14 protein-coding genes are annotated in these 16,617 nt (G+C 63.9%); 6 read left to right on the top strand and 8 right to left on the bottom strand.

The window, feature by feature from the left end:
- The first annotated feature begins 210 nt into the window (after positions 1–210).
- Positions 211–1,248 (top strand): aspartate-semialdehyde dehydrogenase, encoded by a 1,038-nt coding sequence (locus L6637_RS01230; RefSeq protein WP_237868807.1) that lies wholly within the window; start codon positions 211–213, stop codon positions 1,246–1,248.
- 169 nt (positions 1,249–1,417) lie between these two features.
- Here the strand turns inward: L6637_RS01230 and queA are convergent, their stop codons facing one another.
- Genes queA through coaD form a run of 5 tightly spaced genes read right to left on the bottom strand, consistent with a single transcriptional unit; the run spans position 1,418 to position 4,548 of the window.
- A complete protein-coding gene (gene queA / locus L6637_RS01225; protein WP_237868806.1) occupies positions 1,418–2,491 on the bottom strand; it encodes a tRNA preQ1(34) S-adenosylmethionine ribosyltransferase-isomerase QueA in 1,074 nt (357 codons plus the stop codon).
- A gap of 51 nt (positions 2,492–2,542) precedes the next feature.
- Positions 2,543–3,007: a peptidylprolyl isomerase gene (locus L6637_RS01220; RefSeq protein ID WP_128951691.1), complete on the bottom strand. Its 465-nt coding sequence runs from the start codon at positions 3,005–3,007 to the stop codon at positions 2,543–2,545.
- Complete coding sequence (locus L6637_RS01215) at positions 3,004–3,429, bottom strand: hypothetical protein (RefSeq protein ID WP_237868805.1); 426 nt, start codon at positions 3,427–3,429, stop codon at positions 3,004–3,006. Before L6637_RS01215 ends, L6637_RS01220 begins: the two co-directional genes overlap by 4 nt.
- An 8-nt stretch (positions 3,430–3,437) precedes the next feature.
- Entirely contained in the window at positions 3,438–4,013 is a 576-nt protein-coding gene (locus L6637_RS01210; protein ID WP_237868804.1) for a peptidylprolyl isomerase, read from the bottom strand.
- Between the two features lie 40 nt (positions 4,014–4,053).
- The gene (gene coaD / locus L6637_RS01205; RefSeq protein ID WP_237862243.1) at positions 4,054–4,548 is read right to left on the bottom strand and encodes a pantetheine-phosphate adenylyltransferase; all 495 of its coding nucleotides are present in this window, start codon (positions 4,546–4,548) and stop codon (positions 4,054–4,056) included.
- A 258-nt stretch (positions 4,549–4,806) separates the two neighbouring features.
- Between coaD and L6637_RS01200 the strand changes: the two genes are divergently transcribed.
- Positions 4,807–5,064 (top strand): hypothetical protein, encoded by a 258-nt coding sequence (locus L6637_RS01200; RefSeq protein WP_237862241.1) that lies wholly within the window; start codon positions 4,807–4,809, stop codon positions 5,062–5,064.
- A 203-nt stretch (positions 5,065–5,267) separates the two neighbouring features.
- A complete protein-coding gene (locus L6637_RS01195; RefSeq protein ID WP_237862568.1) occupies positions 5,268–7,121 on the top strand; it encodes a potassium transporter Kup in 1,854 nt (617 codons plus the stop codon).
- A gap of 106 nt (positions 7,122–7,227) precedes the next feature.
- Here the strand turns inward: L6637_RS01195 and gyrA are convergent, their stop codons facing one another.
- The 3 genes from gyrA to L6637_RS01180 form a co-directional block, all read right to left on the bottom strand.
- Entirely contained in the window at positions 7,228–9,972 is a 2,745-nt protein-coding gene (gene gyrA, locus L6637_RS01190; protein ID WP_237862239.1) for a DNA gyrase subunit A, read from the bottom strand.
- A gap of 168 nt (positions 9,973–10,140) precedes the next feature.
- Positions 10,141–10,539 carry a DUF2306 domain-containing protein gene (locus tag L6637_RS01185; RefSeq protein ID WP_237862237.1) on the bottom strand — a complete coding sequence of 133 codons (399 nt, stop codon included), beginning with the start codon at positions 10,537–10,539 and terminating at the stop codon, positions 10,141–10,143.
- Between the two features lie 188 nt (positions 10,540–10,727).
- Complete coding sequence (locus tag L6637_RS01180; RefSeq protein WP_092234768.1) at positions 10,728–11,225, bottom strand: single-stranded DNA-binding protein; 498 nt, start codon at positions 11,223–11,225, stop codon at positions 10,728–10,730.
- A 422-nt stretch (positions 11,226–11,647) separates the two neighbouring features.
- Here L6637_RS01180 and L6637_RS01175 point away from each other — a divergent pair, with 422 nt between their 5' ends.
- From L6637_RS01175 to uvrA, 3 genes are all read left to right on the top strand, one after another.
- Positions 11,648–12,412 carry an outer membrane protein gene (locus L6637_RS01175; protein WP_237862235.1) on the top strand — a complete coding sequence of 255 codons (765 nt, stop codon included), beginning with the start codon at positions 11,648–11,650 and terminating at the stop codon, positions 12,410–12,412.
- Between the two features lie 236 nt (positions 12,413–12,648).
- Positions 12,649–13,323, top strand: a complete 675-nt coding sequence (locus L6637_RS01170; protein WP_237862233.1) for an outer membrane protein — start codon at positions 12,649–12,651, stop codon at positions 13,321–13,323.
- Positions 13,324–13,602: 279 nt separating this feature from the next.
- Complete coding sequence (gene uvrA, locus L6637_RS01165; protein WP_237862231.1) at positions 13,603–16,578, top strand: excinuclease ABC subunit UvrA; 2,976 nt, start codon at positions 13,603–13,605, stop codon at positions 16,576–16,578.
- The last annotated feature ends 39 nt before the right edge of the window (positions 16,579–16,617 follow it).

Here is a 16,617-nt window from a genome sequence, read left to right as displayed (position 1 = left end):
CCACAATCCCGCCCGAAAGCCATTGACGGACGCAGAACTCTCCCGCATAAGTCCCGCCATGTTCGCGACCACCAAACGCACGACCAAAACCACCACGGCCTTCGGGGCCTGGGGACGCGTGCGCGCATAGTCGTCGACTAAAACGCATCAGCTCTACCGCAGCCCCGCCCATGATGGTCCGGGGCTTTTTTGTTGTCTAAATCGATCTCAATGGAGGACACAGTGAGTAACGATCCCGTCGTCGCGATTGTCGGCGTCACCGGTGCGGTGGGCGCCGAATTCATCGCCACCATGGACAAGCGCGGCTTCCGCGTCGGCAAGCTCAAGGCGCTCGCCAGCGCCCGCTCCGCCGGCAAGACGGTGTCGTTCCGCGGCAGGGATGTCGTCATCGAGGAACTGACCGAGCGCGCCTTCGAGGGCGTCGACATCGCGCTGTTCTCCGCCGGCAGCGGTATCTCCAAGAAGTTCGCACCCATTGCGGTCAAGGCCGGCGCCGTCGTCGTCGACAATTCCTCCGCCTTCCGCATGGACCCGAACGTTCCGCTGGTGATTCCAGAGGTCAACGGCAGCCGCATCAGGGATCACAAGGGCATCATTGCCAACCCGAACTGTGCCGCGATCACCGCGCTGGTGCCGCTCTGGCCGATCCACCAAAAGAACCGCATCAAGCGCGTGATCATCTCGACCTACCAGGCGGCCTCCGGCGCCGGCGCGGCCGCGATGGACGAGCTCGTCGAGAGCACCCGCGCCAATCTCAACGGGCAGGTCTATACGCCCAAGGTGATGCCGCATCCCTACGCGTTCAATCTCTTCAATCACAACACGGCCATCGACTCCGAGACCGGCTACAACGACGAAGAGACCAAGGTCATCAAGGAAACCCGGAAGATCTTCGAGGACGAGAAGATCGCGATCGGCGTCACCTGCGTCCGCGTGCCGGTGCTGCGCGCGCATTGCGAGGCTATCACCTTCGAATGCGAAAAGCCGATCACCGAGGACGAGGTCCGCAGCCTCATGGCGCAGGCGCCCGGCGTGAAGGTGGTCGACGACCGCGTCAAGAACTACTTCCCGATGCCGATCGACGCCTCGGGCCAGGACGACGTCCTGGTCGGCCGCATCCGCAAGGACCTCAGCGACCCCTCCGGCCATTCGATCTCGATGTTCGTGGCGGCTGATCAGCTGCTGAAGGGCGCTGCGCTGAACGCGGTACAAATCGCGGAGCTGTTGCCGCAGCGGGTGATGGCGTAACGCGCCCTCGACCCGTCATCCTGAGGCGCGAGCCCAGCGCTGCTTTGCAGCGCTGGGAGAGCCTCGAAGGATGAACGGCCGAGACGGAGCAGCGGGGCCGTCGCCCTTCAAGGCTCGCTGAAGAGGCGCGAGCACCTCAGGGTGACGGTGATGAAGCGGCGCTTGTTGCTCATGCCCGCGCCCTAAACAGCAAGCACGCATCGCCATACGAATAAAACCGGTACCCGCTCGCGATCGCATGCGCATAAGCCTGCTTCATCGTGTTCAGGCCGGCGAAGGCCGACACCAGCATGAACAATGTCGACTTCGGCAGGTGAAAATTCGTCATCAGGATATCGACGGCGCGGAAATGATAGCCGGGCGTGATGAAGATCGAGGTCTCGGCCGCGAATGGCTGGATGGTGCCATCCTCACTCGCGGCACTCTCGAGCAATCGCAATGATGTGGTGCCGACGGCGATGATGCGGCCACCGTTTTTTCGCGCGGTGTTGAGCCGCTCTGCTGTCTCGGCGGAGATCGTGCCCCACTCGGCATGCATCTTGTGAGCGTCGGTGTCGTCGACCTTCACCGGCAGGAACGTCCCTGCTCCCACATGCAGCGTCACCCTGACGATGTCGACGCCGCGGTCGCGCAGCGCCTGCTCCAGCGCCGCCGTGAAATGCAGTCCCGCGGTTGGCGCAGCGACGGCGCCTTCGTTGGCTGCGAACATGGTCTGGTAGTCCGCGATGTCCTGATCGTCAGGCGTGCGCTTGGAGGCGATGTAGGGCGGCAGCGGCGGGCTGCCGAGGTCGGCGATCGCCTGATCCAGCGCCGGGCCATGGAACGAGAATGATAGGGTCACCTCGCCTTCAGCACCCTTGGCTTCGACCTCGGCATCGAGATGGCCGAGCAGGCAGACCTTGCCCTCATTGCCGAAGCGGATGCTGTCGCCGGCGACAAGCTTCTTCGCGGGCTTTACCAGCGCCTGCCAGCGCGACCCGTCGAGGCGCTTGATCAGCGTCGCCTCGATCTTCGGCTCGGTCTCGCGGCCGATACGCCGGCCCTTCAACTGCGCCGCGATTACCTTGGTGTCGTTGACGACGAGCTGGTCGCCCGGCTTCAGCCAGTGCGGCAAATCCGCGATGGTCTGGTCGCGCAGCGCGCCGTTCTCGACGACCAGCATTTTCGCGGAGTCGCGCGGACTAGCCGGGCGCAACGCGATGCGCTCGGGCGGCAGGTCGAAATCGAAGAGGTCGGTGCGCATTCGTGACTTGCCACCAGGAGCGCGCCGATGCGCGCCCCTGGAATGAGGAGCTTACTCCTTGTCGGCCGCCATCCGCGCCTTGACGATCTTGTCCGGGTTCTGTACCGGCTCGCCGCGCTTGATCTTGTCGACGTTCTCCATACCCTCGGTGACCTTGCCCCACACCGTGTACTGGTTGTCGAGGAAGCGGGCATCGTCGAAGCAGATGAAGAACTGGCTGTCGCCGGAATCGGGGCTCGCCGCGCGAGCCATCGAGGTGGTGCCGCGCACATGCGGCTCCTTGTTGAACTCGGCCTTCAGCTTCTTGCCCGAGCCGCCGGTGCCGGTGCCATGCGGGCAGCCGGTCTGCGCCATGAAGCCTTCGATCACGCGATGGAACACGATGCCGTCGTAGAAGCCCTCGCGGACCAGCTCCTTGATGCGGGCGACATGGCCGGGCGCGAGGTCCGGGCGCATCTCGATGGTGACGGGGCCCTGCGTGGTCTCGAGGATCAAAGTGTTTTCGGTGACGCTCATGCTCGTCTCTCTTGTGCTGAGGGTGAAGTCTTGTCAGGTGACGTTTTGCGGCTGCGGAACTGGATCGCGAATGGACGTCCCGCGGCAGCGCCCGCCATTGCATCGGTAAATGGCACCGGCGTGCAGCGTTGCAACGCCTCCATCACCGCGATCCGGTATTGCAGCCGGTCATTGTCGGAGGCCTCCGCGGATTCATAGGTAATCCTCGGATGGCCCAGAATGTTTCCGGACCGGTTAAAGCTCACCACGACGGTGATGTCGAGTGGGCGGGCCTTGGCCGGCGGCGGCGGCTTCCAGCAACTCCGCAAGTGCTGGAAGACGTCCTGGATGGTGTTGACAGGTGCGTCCTGTGCGGCCGCATTGGTGAGGCCGAACAGCAGCGCCGCGGCAGCGAGCAGGAGCCTGTCGCCGCGGCGCGCCATGAGCCCTCCTACTTGATGTCGGAGGCGACCTGCACCTTCACCATCTTGTCGGGATCGGTGACAGTGCCGCTCGGCGAACCGGCCGGTGCCTTCTTCAGCTTGTCAACGACGTCCATGCCCTGCACGACCTCGCCGACCACGGTGTACTGACCGTCGAGGCTGCCGCCGTCGGCGAACATGATGAAGAACTGCGAGTTGGCGGTATCGACGCTGTCGCCGCGCCGAGCCATGCCGACGATGCCGCGGGAGAAGTGGACCTTGGAGAATTCCTGCTTCAGGTTCGGATATTTCGAGCCACCGGTACCGTTGCCGTTCTGGCCATCGCCGGTCTGGGCCATGAAGCCATCCATGACGCGGTGGAACGGAACGTTGTTGTAAAAGCCTTCGCGCGCGAGCTGCTTGAGGCGTTCGGCGTGCTGCGGCGCCAGGTCGGTCCTGAGCTTGATGATGATACGGCCCTTGGTGGTGTCGATGACGAGCGCATTGGCCTTGTCGAGATTGGCCGGCAGCTGCTGCGCCACGGCCGGGACCGCGCCAACAAGCGCGACGAACATCGTGGCAAGAATTGCGAGACGACGGATCATGGAAACTCCGGATCAGGTGAGATGAAAAAGCGCGCCGTTTTCAGGCGAATTTTGCCTTGAGCTGAGATGCAACGAGCGGCGGTACGAAGGCCGAGACGTCTCCGCCCATGCCGGCGATCTGACGCACCAATGTGCCGGTAATCGGGCGGACCAGAGGTGAGGCCGGCAGGAAGACGGTTTGCACCTCGGGCGCCATGGTGCCGTTCATGCCCGCGAGCCGCATCTCGTAGTCGAGGTCGGTGCCGTCGCGCAGGCCCCGAATCATGACGGTGGCGCCGTATTTGCGCGCCGCAGCCACAGCGAGATCGTCGTAGGTCACCGCCTCGAGCGTGCAACCGGCCTGGGCCGCTACCGGCCCGCAGACGTCATGAAGCATCTTGAGCCGCTCTTCGGTCGAAAACAGCGGCTTCTTGCCGGGATGGATCCCGACCGCGACCACCAGCCGGTCGCACAGCGGCACGCTGCTCCGGACCACGTCCAGATGGCCGTTGGTGATGGGGTCGAAGGAACCTGGGTAAAAGGCAATACGCGGCATGCCCACGTCCTACCGCGCCCGGCCCTGCCCGGCAAGCCGGACCGGTTCCCTGCCCGTTTTCGCCGATTTTTCCGCCATTGCGCGGCGGAAGGCCCCGGTTTGTTTCGTCCTCGGGGCGTCCACGACACACAACGGCACGCGCACGAAACCATTTCCAGCATCGGTGAAGACGTCCGGAAACTGGCCATGGTTATCAATCCAGCCAACGAACGACGGGCCGCATACTGGGCGTAGCGGCCGCATCACAGGGGACAGTCAATGATCAAGGCTCTTTCAGCGATCGCTCTTGCTGCGTGTGTTGCTGCAGCCCTCACCCTCCTGCCCGGCTTCGCTCCGACAGTCGAAGCCAGCGTGCCGCAACCGCTGGCCAAGAGCGACCGGCTCGACATCAAGGCCATCGGCAGGGATTGCTCGCAGCAGGCGTGGCCGAATTTCGAGGCCTCCTGCCTGCGCCGCGCCGGCACCAAGGCTGACGTCCGCATTGCTCGCCTCGTCACGGCAGACCGCACCCCGTAGGCGGATTGTCAGGCTGGCGTCATAAAACGCCGGCACAAGCCCCGATAGAAACCCCATGGCAATTTGCGACGTCTCGTCGCAGAGTGTTTGGCGCGCGCGCCCCTCGGAATGGCCCGACGGGCGAGGTCCCATTGAGGGGTTTGCATTTGTCCAGTACGCCCGCAGTCGCTTCCGGCCATCATCCCAATCCGCTTCCGCTTGCAATGACCATGGGCGCCCTCGGGGTGGTCTATGGCGATATCGGCACCAGCCCCCTCTATGCGCTGAAGGAAGCCGCCAAGGCGGCCGCCCATGGCGGCACCGTGACACAAGACGCTGTCCTCGGCGTTGCCTCGCTGATCCTGTGGGCGCTGCTGCTGATCATCTCGCTGAAATATGCTCTGCTGATCCTGCGCGCGGACAACCGCGGCGAAGGCGGCATCGTTGCGCTGCTGGCGCTGCTGCATGCCCGTCACGCCCAGCCCGGCACTTGGCGCGCGCACCTACTGGTCGTCGGCCTGGTCGGCGCGGCGCTGCTCTATGGCGACGGCGCGATCACGCCGGCCATCTCGGTGCTATCGGCCATCGAAGGACTCAAGGTCGACGCTCCCTCGCTTTCGCCGGTCGTGGTGCCACTGACGATCGCCATCCTGGTGGGCCTGTTCGTGATGCAAAAACAAGGCACCGGCTTCATCGGTCGCATCTTCGGACCGGTCATGCTGGCCTGGTTCATCGTGCTGGCCGCGCTCGGCATCCACGGCATCCTCAAGGCGCCGGCGGTGCTCGCGGCGCTCAGCCCGTTTTACGCCGTGGACTTCCTGATCCACCAGGACTTCCAGGTCTCCTTCGCGATCCTGGGCGCGGCCTTCCTCGCGGTCACCGGCGGTGAGGCGATGTATGCCGACATGGGGCATTTCGGCCGTCTGCCGATCCGACTCGCCTGGTTCACGATCTGCCTGCCGGCACTGGTGCTGAACTATTTCGGCCAGGCCGGGCTGCTGATCACCGATCCATCGATGATCGAGAATCCGTTCTTCCAGCTCTGCCCTGATTTCCTGCATTACGGCCTCGTGGCGTTCTCGGCCGTTGCGACCGTGATCGCCTCGCAGGCCATCATCTCCGGCGTGTTCTCGCTCACCCAGCAATCGATCCAGCTCGGCTTCCTGCCGCGCATGCAGATCCGTCACACGACGAGCGATGCGATCGGCCAGATCTACGTGCCGCTGGTGAACTGGCTGCTCGCCGCGGCAACCCTCGGCGCCGTGCTGAGCTTCGGCACCTCGGATGCGCTGGCCGGCGCCTATGGCATCGCGGTGTCGCTGCTGATGGCGATCACCACACTGCTCGCGGCGCTGGTCGCGATCCAGTGGGGCTATTCGCCGTGGCTCGTGGTGGCCGTGAACGGCTTCTTCTTCGTGATCGACGTGATCTTCTTCTCCGCCAACTCGATCAAGCTGTTCGAGGGCGGCTGGTTTCCGCTGCTGCTCGCCGGCCTCGTCGCCTTCCTGATGCTGACCTGGCGCGCCGGCGTGAAGCTGGTCGAGGCGGCCCGCGCCCGGCTGCGCCAGCCGGAGGAGGACCTGATCGAAACCGCCGTCAACCAGTGTAAGGCGAGGCTGCCCGGGACAGCCGTATACCTAGCCTCGGCGCCGAAGGGTGTGCCGCTCGCACTGACGCAATTCGTCAAACACAACCGCGTGCTGCACGAGCGAATCCTCCTCGTGACGGTGCTGATCGAAGAATCCCCGCACATCGCCGACGAGGACCGCGCCGAAATCATCGAGATCATTCCCGGCATCACCCGCGTGATCCTGCATTACGGCTTCATGCAGAACCCGACGATCTATGACGGATTGAAGCTCGTCTGCCGCCAGGGCAAGCTGCCCGGCATCGATCTCTCCGACATCACCTACTATGTCGGGCGCGAGACCATCATCCCGCGCGAGGACGTTCCGGGCATGTGGGTCTGGCGCGAAGGCCTGTTCGCCTTCCTCCAGCGCAACGCCGAGCGGTCAGCGGCGTTTTTCGGCGTGCCGACCAAGCAGGTCGTGGAGTTCGGGACGGAGCTGGAGATCTAGGGCAAGTGCGTAGCCTGGATGGCGCGAAGCGCAATCCGGGGTCTCTCAGCGTATGGCAAGCAACCCGGATTTCGCTTTGCGCCATCAGGGCTACGGGGATGACACATCAATCCCCGCTCGTCTCCCCATTCGCGCCATTCCCACTCTCCGCCTCTTCCGTGATGTGCTCGACCGAGACGACGTGCTCGTCCTCGGCGGTGTCGAACACGATCACGCCTTGCGTCGAGCGGCCCGCGATGCGGATGCCTTCGACCGGGCAGCGGATCAGCTGGCCCTTGTCGGTGACCAGCATGATTTGATCCGCATCCTCGACGGGGAAGGACGCCACCAGGTTGCCGTTGCGGTTGTTGACGCTCATGGCGACGATGCCTTTGCCGCCGCGGCCGGTGGTGCGGTACTCGTACGACGAAGTCCGCTTGCCATAGCCGTTGACGGAGACGGTGAGGACGACCTGCTCGGCCGCCGACATCTCGGCATAGCGCTCTTGCGCCAGCTGGAAGCTGCCGGAGGTCTCCTCCGCCTCGGCATCCGCTGCCGGCTCTTCCGCCGCAGCTTCGCCGGCGACCGCGCGGCGCATCTTCAAATAGGCTGAACGCTCATCGGATGTGGTCTCGACATGGCGCAGGATCGCCAGCGAGATCACCTTGTCGCCCTCGCCAAGCGCGATGCCGCGCACGCCCATCGAGGTGCGCCCGGTGAAGACGCGCACGTCAGGGACCGGGAAGCGGATGCACTGGCCGCCGGCCGCAGTCAGCAGCACGTCGTCATGCTCGGTGCAGATCTGCACGTCGACGATCGCCTCGCCGTCGTCGAGCTTCATGGCGATGATGCCGGAGCGGCGGACGTCGACGAAGTCGGACAGCTTGTTCCGGCGGACGTTGCCGCCCGTTGTGGCGAACATCACGTCGAGGTTGGCCCAGGTCGATTCGTCCTCGGGCAGCGGCATGATGGTGGTGATGCGCTCGCCCTGCTCCAGCGGCAGGATGTTGATCATCGCCTTGCCGCGCGCGTTCGGCGCGGCCATCGGCAAGCGCCAGACCTTCTCCTTGTAGACCTGGCCTCGGGACGAGAAGAACAGCACCGGCGTGTGCGTGGAGGCCACGAACAGGCGGCTGACGAAATCCTCGTCGCGGGTCTGCATGCCGGCGCGGCCCTTGCCGCCGCGGCGCTGGGCGCGATAGGCCGACAGCGGCACGCGCTTGACGTAGCCGGCGTGCGAGACGGTGACGACCATCTCCTCGCGCTGGATCAAGTCCTCGTCCTCGACCTCGCCTTCCTGCTCAATGATCACAGTCTTGCGCGGCGTGGCGAACTCCGCCTTCACCTCGGCAAGCTCGGTCTTGACGATGTCCAGGACACGGGCGCGCGAACGCAGGATATCGAGATAATCGGCAATCTCGCCGGCGAGCGTGTCGAGTTCGTCGCGGATTTCGTCACGGCCGAGGGCCGTGAGGCGCTGCAGGCGGAGGTCGAGAATGGCCCTGGCCTGCTCCAACGACAGCCGGATCGTGCCGTCTTCGCTGATGCGGTGGCGTGGATCGTCGATCAGCGTCAGCATGTCCTCGACGTCCCGTGCCGGCCAGTCGCGCGACATCAGGGTGTCGCGCGCAGTGGCCGGGTCTGGCGAGGTCCGAATGACGCGGATCATCTCGTCGATATTGGCGACCGCAATCGCCAGACCGACCAGGATGTGCGCGCGATCACGCGCCTTGGCGAGCAGGTACTTGGTCCGCCGCGTGACGACCCGCTCACGGAAGTCGACGAAGATCGCCAACAGGTCCTTCAGATGCATAATCCGCGGACGGCCGCTATCCAGCGCCACCATGTTGACGCCGAAGCTCGTCTGCAGCGGCGTGAATCTGTAGAGCTGGTTCAGCACCACATCCGGCACGGCATCGCGCTTCAATTCGATGACAACGCGGTAGCCTTCGCGGTCGGATTCATCACGCAGGTCGCCGATGCCCTCGATCTTCTTTTCCTTCACCAGTTCGGCGATGCGCTCGACCATCGTCGCCTTGTTCACCTGGTAGGGAATCTCGCTGATGATGATCGCCTCACGCTCCTTGCGGATGTTCTCGATCGCGACCTTGCCGCGCATGACGATCGAGCCGCGGCCGAGGTGATAGGCGGAGCGGATGCCCTGACGTCCGAGGATGACGCCGCCGGTCGGAAAATCCGGTCCCGGCACGATATTGATGAGTTCGTCGATGGTCAGCGCAGGATTGTCGATCAAAGCGACGCAGGCATCGATGACCTCGCCGAGATTATGCGGCGGGATGTTGGTCGCCATGCCGACCGCGATGCCGCCGGCGCCGTTGACGAGCAGGTTCGGGAACTTGGCCGGAAGAACCGACGGTTCGGTTTCGTTGTTGTCGTAGTTCGGCTGGAAGTCGACGGTGTCTTTGTCGATGTCGGCCAGCAGAGCCAGCGCCGCCTTCGTCAAGCGCGCTTCGGTGTAGCGATAGGCGGCGGGGGGATCGCCGTCGACCGAGCCGAAATTGCCCTGGCCGTCGATTAGCGGCACGCGCATCGAGAAGTCCTGCGCCATGCGGACCATCGCGTCATAGATCGACTGGTCGCCGTGCGGGTGATACTTACCGATGACGTCGCCGACCACGCGGGCGGATTTGACGTACTTCTTGTCGGGCGTGTGCCCCTGCTCGTTCATCGAGTAGAGGATGCGGCGATGCACCGGCTTCAGACCGTCGCGGGCATCGGGCAGCGCGCGCGCCACGATCACGCTCATGGCGTAGTCGAGATAGGACTTCTTCATCTCCTCGAAAATGGAGACGGGGCGAATGTCCGAGGGTTGCGCCGGCTGGTCGCCGGGCTTGTTGTCGTCGTCAGCCAAAGGGGAATCCGGTGAGATTTTATCTGGGAATCATATAGCGCATCGACGCCCTGATAACCACCCTTGGGGGCTTCCGGAAAGCGCTTTTTCCGACTGTTTTTCCAGAGACTTACGCCCTACCCGTCACCGCCCGGGGCGCGGCCTGAGCGAGCCGCCGGGAACCGCCGCTCAAGTCCCGAAAACCACGTGGTGCATGATGCGGCCAGGCAGCAGCGTGAACAGGCCTGCCACCACCAGCGCGCCAGCAAACATCAGGATCATGATGCGCCGGTGATCGGTTACGCGGTGGGTGTGCGCCCGCCAAACCGCAAGCGGCAGCATCACCAGTGTGAAGATCGACAGCAGATGGATCGGGCTGAACGATCCGACCAGGCGAATCTCATGGATCCAGAACGACGAGGCCGCCACTACGGCCATGAGCGCGACCCAGATCCAGCCGATAGTCCGGTGCGGCAGCGTGCCCTTGGGCGCCGCGAACTGGACGAGGCCAAGCACGAACGCCGCCATCGCTGCGAAGGCATGCAACGGGATCGCCGGAGCAGCATCAAGCAGCGGCGCGAGGCTCATGTGGCACGTTCTTCGACCGGGGAGCCGACCATGTGAACAAGATTAACATGAAGTTAATATCATTCACATCACGCCCCGTCAAAGGCTTGAGGCAATACATGAGGCCAGCCAGGAAAAGCCAAGCTGAGCCCGCCAATTGGCAAGAAGTTCTGTCGCTTTACGCGAGCCGAGCCGAAGCCCGCTTGGCCTTAGAACGGGATATCGTCGTCCATGTCGTTGTTGCGGCCACCGCCGCCAGCAGCCACGGGGCGGCGCGGTGCGCTGCTGACCGGACCGGACGAGCCGAAATCGCCGCCCGGCTCATCACCGAAGCTGCCGCCTCCTCCGCCACCGCCGCGGCCGTCGAGCATGGTCAGGGTCGAATTGAAGCCTTGGAGCACGACCTCGGTCGAGTACTTCTCGACGCCACTCTGGTCGGTCCATTTGCGGGTCTGGAGCGCGCCCTCGATGTAAACCTTGGCGCCCTTCTTCAGATACTGCTCGGCGACCTTGCAGAGCCCTTCATTGAAGATCACGACGCGGTGCCACTCGGTCTTTTCCTTGCGCTCGCCGCTGTTCTTGTCGCGCCAGGTCTCGGAGGTCGCGATGCTCAGATTCGCGATCGGCCGCCCGTCCTGGGTGCGGCGGATTTCCGGATCCTTGCCGAGATTCCCGACCAAAATGACCTTGTTGACGCTTCCCGCCATCGCCGCTCTCCACTCCAAATGCCACTGAATTTCGAAAAGGCGCGCCCGCGCTGCCGCCTGTTGGGTCGACCCTATACGCTTACAGGGGCCGATCGGCCCGGCACGCCCTCGGTTATCCCCACATATAGCACCGATCGAACATGTGTTCCAGATTTGTTCCCGGTGAAATTGGCGCGACCCAAGCGTGCAAACGATATCAAATGCCGCTATGCACGGCGCCATGAATTGGAACCGGAAAGGCAAGAAAGCGCTTAACATTCATTAGGTTAGGCCAGATCAATTGCCTGACGACTGTTGCATTCCAGAGACGGACTCTGCCGCCCGATTGGACTACCGTTGAGTCGGAATTGGTTCGAATGGGCGTCGCGCCTGATTGACCGCTTCAGGGGACAACTGGAGCGGACGACACTGGGGAGACCGCAATGAAGAAAATTCTGTTCAGTACAATCGGTATTGTTGCTTTGGGCCTGTCTGCACCGGCGAGTGCAGCCGATCTTGCGGCGCGTCCCTACACCAAGGCGCCGGCGCCAATGATCGCCACCATCTATGACTGGAGCGGCTTCTACATCGGCATCAACGGCGGTGGCGGATCGAGCCACAAGTGCTGGGACTTCGTCGCGCCGACCACCGGCGCGCTGCTTGGCGAGGGTTGCCACAATGCGACCGGCGGCACGGTCGGTGGCCAGGTCGGCTACCGCTGGCAGTCCGCCAACTGGGTGTTCGGCCTCGAAGGTCAGGGCAACTGGGCCGACTTCGCCGGTGACAATGTCAGCACGCTCATCCTGACCCAGCGCAACCGCTCGAAGATCGACGCCTTCGGCTTGATCACGGGCCAAGTCGGCTACGCCTGGAACAACGTGCTGTTTTACGTGAAGGGCGGCGGTGCCGTGATCGCCGACAAGTTCAATATCTACACCGCGCCCGGACTCGCCGGAGCCGGCACCCTGCTCGCCTCGACCAGCGACAACCGCTGGGGCGGCACGGTCGGCGCCGGCGTCGAGTTCGGCTTTGCGCCGAACTGGTCGGTGGGCTTCGAGTACGACCACATCTTCCTGGGGAGCAGAACTCTGACGCTCAATGCGCCCGGTGGCACTGCATTCCAGACCGACCGAATCGGCCAGAATGTCGACATGGGTCTCGTCCGGGTCAATTATCGTTGGGGCGGCCCTGTCATCGCGAAGTACTGATCCACCTGGAATCGTTCGAGAATAAAAGGCCGGCCTCGCGCCGGCCTTTTGTTTTTCTGTTCCCGAGCGGGAACCATAGGTCAGCGATCGTTACATTTTGTATTTGTTGTGGCTTTTGAGAGACACAACTTGCAGCTTTGGTGGTGTAAGCACGTCATCAGTTGGACCGGAACGTCCGATGCCCTTCCGATCTTGCGGAAGGCAACAACAGAAACTGGGACTGGGATAAGTTGAAAATGAAGAAGGTTTTGTTGGCTTCGGCCGCTCTGATCGCCCTCACTGGCGCCGCTTCGGCTGCCGACCTGGCGGCGCGCCCCTACACCAAGGCTCCCGTGGCGATGGCCTCGGTCTACAACTGGACCGGCTTCTACCTCGGTCTCGTCGGCGGCGGCGCCTGGGAAGATGCGAACAGCCCGCGGATGCAGGGCGGCTTCGTCGGCGGCACCGCCGGCTACAACTGGCAGACCGGTAACGTCGTGTTCGGTATCGAGGCCGATGGCTCCTGGGCTGACGTCAGCGCCTCCGCTGCGGCCACCGTTCCCGGTTTCGGTGTCGTGACCGCGAACTCGAAGACCGACGCGCTCGGCACCGTGCGCGGCCGCATCGGCTACGCCGTCAACAACGTGCTGTTCTACGGCACCGGTGGTTACGCCTGGATCGACAACAAGATCACCCTCTCCGCGCTCGGTGTGAGCATCTCCGACAGCCAGTTCCACTCGGGCTGGACCGTCGGCGCCGGCGTCGAGGCCTTCATCGCTCCGCAGTGGTCGGTCAAGGGTGAGTACCTGTATCGCAGCCTCGGCGGCGAGACCTATTTCTCGGGCGCCCTGCCGACCGGCACGCTCAACCTGCACACCGTGCAGCTCGGCGTGAACTACCACTTCAATGGCCCGGTCGTTGCCAAGTACTGAGTTCAGTACTGATCTTCGCGACCGACGTCAGATCGTCACGAAAGGCCGGCCTCGCGCCGGCCTTTTTGTTTGTCCCGTCGGCCTCGATTGCCCGGCGCTGCTGCCAAGTCCCGCCAGCGACCCAACAATCCGTTGACGATTCGCAAGTCCCACTGGAAATCCGCCTTCGTTCTTCCTACGTTCGCTCACAACCCCATTGGCGCCGATCCCGGTTCCGGGCGAAGCGCGCCTGCACGTTGGCGCGATCGCGCGCTTTTGGATTCCTTGAGGGCAAATCGGATGGATGAAGTGATCAAGGCGAAGCGCCAACAGCAGAACGCGGGCTCCAGCCTGCGCGCAATTACGATCCGCGGCGCGCGCGAGCACAACCTCAAGAACATCGACGTCGAGATTCCCCGCGACAAGCTCGTGGTGTTCACCGGGCTATCAGGCTCCGGCAAATCCTCGCTCGCCTTCGACACCATCTACGCCGAGGGCCAGCGCCGCTACGTCGAATCGCTGTCGGCCTATGCGCGCCAGTTCCTGGAGATGATGCAGAAGCCTGACGTCGACCAGATCGACGGCCTGTCGCCGGCGATCTCGATCGAGCAGAAGACGACCTCGAAGAATCCTCGCTCGACCGTCGGCACGGTCACCGAGATCTACGACTACATGCGCCTGCTCTGGGCGCGCGTCGGCGTGCCCTATTCGCCGGCCACGGGCCTGCCGATCGAGAGCCAGACCGTCTCGCAGATGGTCGACCGCGTGCTGGCGCTGCCCGAGGGCACCCGCCTCTATCTGCTCGCGCCCGTCGTGCGCGGGCGCAAGGGCGAGTATCGGAAAGAGCTCGCCGAATGGCTCAAGAAGGGCTTCCAGCGCGTCAAGATCGACGGCACGTTCTACGAGCTCGCGGAAGCGCCGACGCTGGACAAGAAATTCCCGCACGACATCGACGTCGTCGTCGACCGCATCGTGGTGCGTGCCGATATCGGCCAGCGCCTCGCCGAAAGCTTTGAGACCGCGCTGAAGCTCGCCGAGGGCCTCGCTGTCGTCGAGTTCGCCGACAGCCCGGCGGCGGCGCCGGTCGAAGAGAAAAAGAAGACCGCAAAGATCCACGACAAGAGCGGACCCGAGCGCATCCTGTTCTCGGAAAAATTCGCCTGCCCCGTCTCCGGCTTCACCATCCCCGAGATCGAGCCGCGTCTATTTTCGTTCAACAACCCCTATGGCGCGTGCCCGGCCTGCGGCGGCCTCGGCGTCGAGCAGCATGTCGACGAGGACCTCGTCATCCCCGACAAGGAGCTCGCGATCGGCAAGGGCGCGATCGCTCCCTGGGCCAAATCATCGTCGCCCTATTACGTGCAGACGCTGACCGCGCTCGGCAAGCACTACAAGTTCACGCTGACCACCAAGTGGAAGGATCTGCCGAAGAAGACCCAGAACGCGATCCTGCATGGCTCCGGCGAGGACGAGATCAAGTTCTCCTATGAGGACGGCGTCCGCTCCTACGACACCAAGAAGCCGTTCGAAGGCGTCATCACCAACATCAACCGCCGCTACCGCGAGACCGAAAGCGAGTGGGCGCGCGAAGAGCTGGCAAAGTATTTCCATGACGTACCCTGCGGCGCCTGCAACGGTTTCCGGCTCAAGCCCGAAGCGCTCTGCGTCAAGGTCGGCGGCAAGCATATCGGCGAGATCTCCGAGCTGTCCGTGAAAGGCGCCGGTGCCTGGTTCGAGACCGTGCCTAAGACGCTGAACGCGCAGCAGAACGAGATCGCCGGCCGAATCTTGAAGGAAATCCGTGAGCGCCTGACCTTCCTGCTCGACGTCGGCCTCAACTATCTCACCCTCTCCCGCTCCTCCGGCACGCTATCCGGCGGCGAGAGCCAGCGCATCCGCCTGGCCTCGCAGATCGGCTCGGGCCTGACGGGCGTGCTCTACGTGCTGGACGAGCCCTCGATCGGCCTGCACCAGCGCGACAACGCGCGGCTGCTCGATACGCTCAAGCGGCTGCGCGACCTCGGCAACACCGTGGTCGTGGTCGAGCATGACGAGGACGCCATCCGCCTCGCCGACTACGTGCTCGACATCGGTCCCGGCGCCGGCATGCATGGCGGCAACATCGTTGCCGAAGGCACGCCCGACGAGATCATGCGCAATCCGAAATCGCTCACCGGAAAATATCTGACCGGCGAGCTCGAGGTCGAGGTGCCGGAGCGGCGCCCGCCGAACCATCGCCGCACCATCAAGGTGGTGAACGCGCGCGGCAATAACCTCAAGAACGTCACCGCCGAAATTCCGCTCGGCCTGTTCACCGCCGTGACAGGCGTGTCCGGCGGCGGCAAGTCGACGCTGCTGATCGATACGCTCTACAAGGCGATCGCGCGCAAGCTCAACGGCGCCAGCGAAGGCGCAGCGCCTCACGATCGCATCGAGGGCCTCGAGCATATCGACAAGATCATCGACATCGACCAGTCGCCGATCGGGCGCACCCCGCGCTCGAACCCCGCGACCTACACCGGCGCCTTCACGCCGATCCGCGAATGGTTTGCTGGGCTCCCCGAAGCCAAGGCGCGTGGCTACGAGCCTGGCCGCTTCTCCTTCAACGTCAAGGGCGGCCGCTGCGAGGCCTGCCAGGGCGACGGCGTCATCAAGATCGAGATGCACTTCCTGCCCGACGTCTACGTCACCTGCGACGTCTGCAAGGGCAAGCGCTACAACCGCGAGACGCTCGAGGTCCTGTTCAAGGGCAAGTCCATCGCCGACGTGCTCGACATGACCGTCGAGGAAGCCGCCGAGTTCTTCAAGGCGGTCCCGCGCGTGCGCGAAACGTTCCAGACCCTGCACCGCGTCGGTCTCGACTACATCCATGTCGGCCAGCAAGCGACGACGCTGTCAGGCGGCGAGGCCCAACGCGTCAAGCTGGCGAAGGAGCTGTCCAAGCGCGCCACCGGCCGCACGCTCTACATCCTGGACGAGCCGACCACCGGCCTGCACTTCCACGACGTCAAGAAACTGCTGGAAGTGCTGCACGAGCTGGTCGCTCAGGGCAACACAGTTGTCGTCATCGAGCACAATCTCGAAGTCATCAAGACCGCAGACTGGGTCATCGACCTTGGCCCCGAAGGCGGCGACGGCGGCGGCGAGATCGTCGCCTGGGGCCCGCCCGAGGATATCGTCAAGGCGCAGCGGAGCTACACGGGCAAGTTTTTGGAGCCGGTGCTGAAGAAGGCGCGGAAACCGAAGCGGCGGAGCACGAGCGAGGCGGCGGAGTAGATTGCGGCCGTAGTCCGCCGACAGATCGGTCCACGGAGA

The sequence above is a fragment of the Bradyrhizobium zhengyangense genome (assembly GCF_022012435.1).
Taxonomy (GTDB): domain Bacteria; phylum Pseudomonadota; class Alphaproteobacteria; order Rhizobiales; family Xanthobacteraceae; genus Bradyrhizobium; species Bradyrhizobium zhengyangense.
The sequence above is the reverse complement of the archived record's forward strand: the minus strand, read 5'-3'. Positions and strand labels throughout refer to the sequence as shown.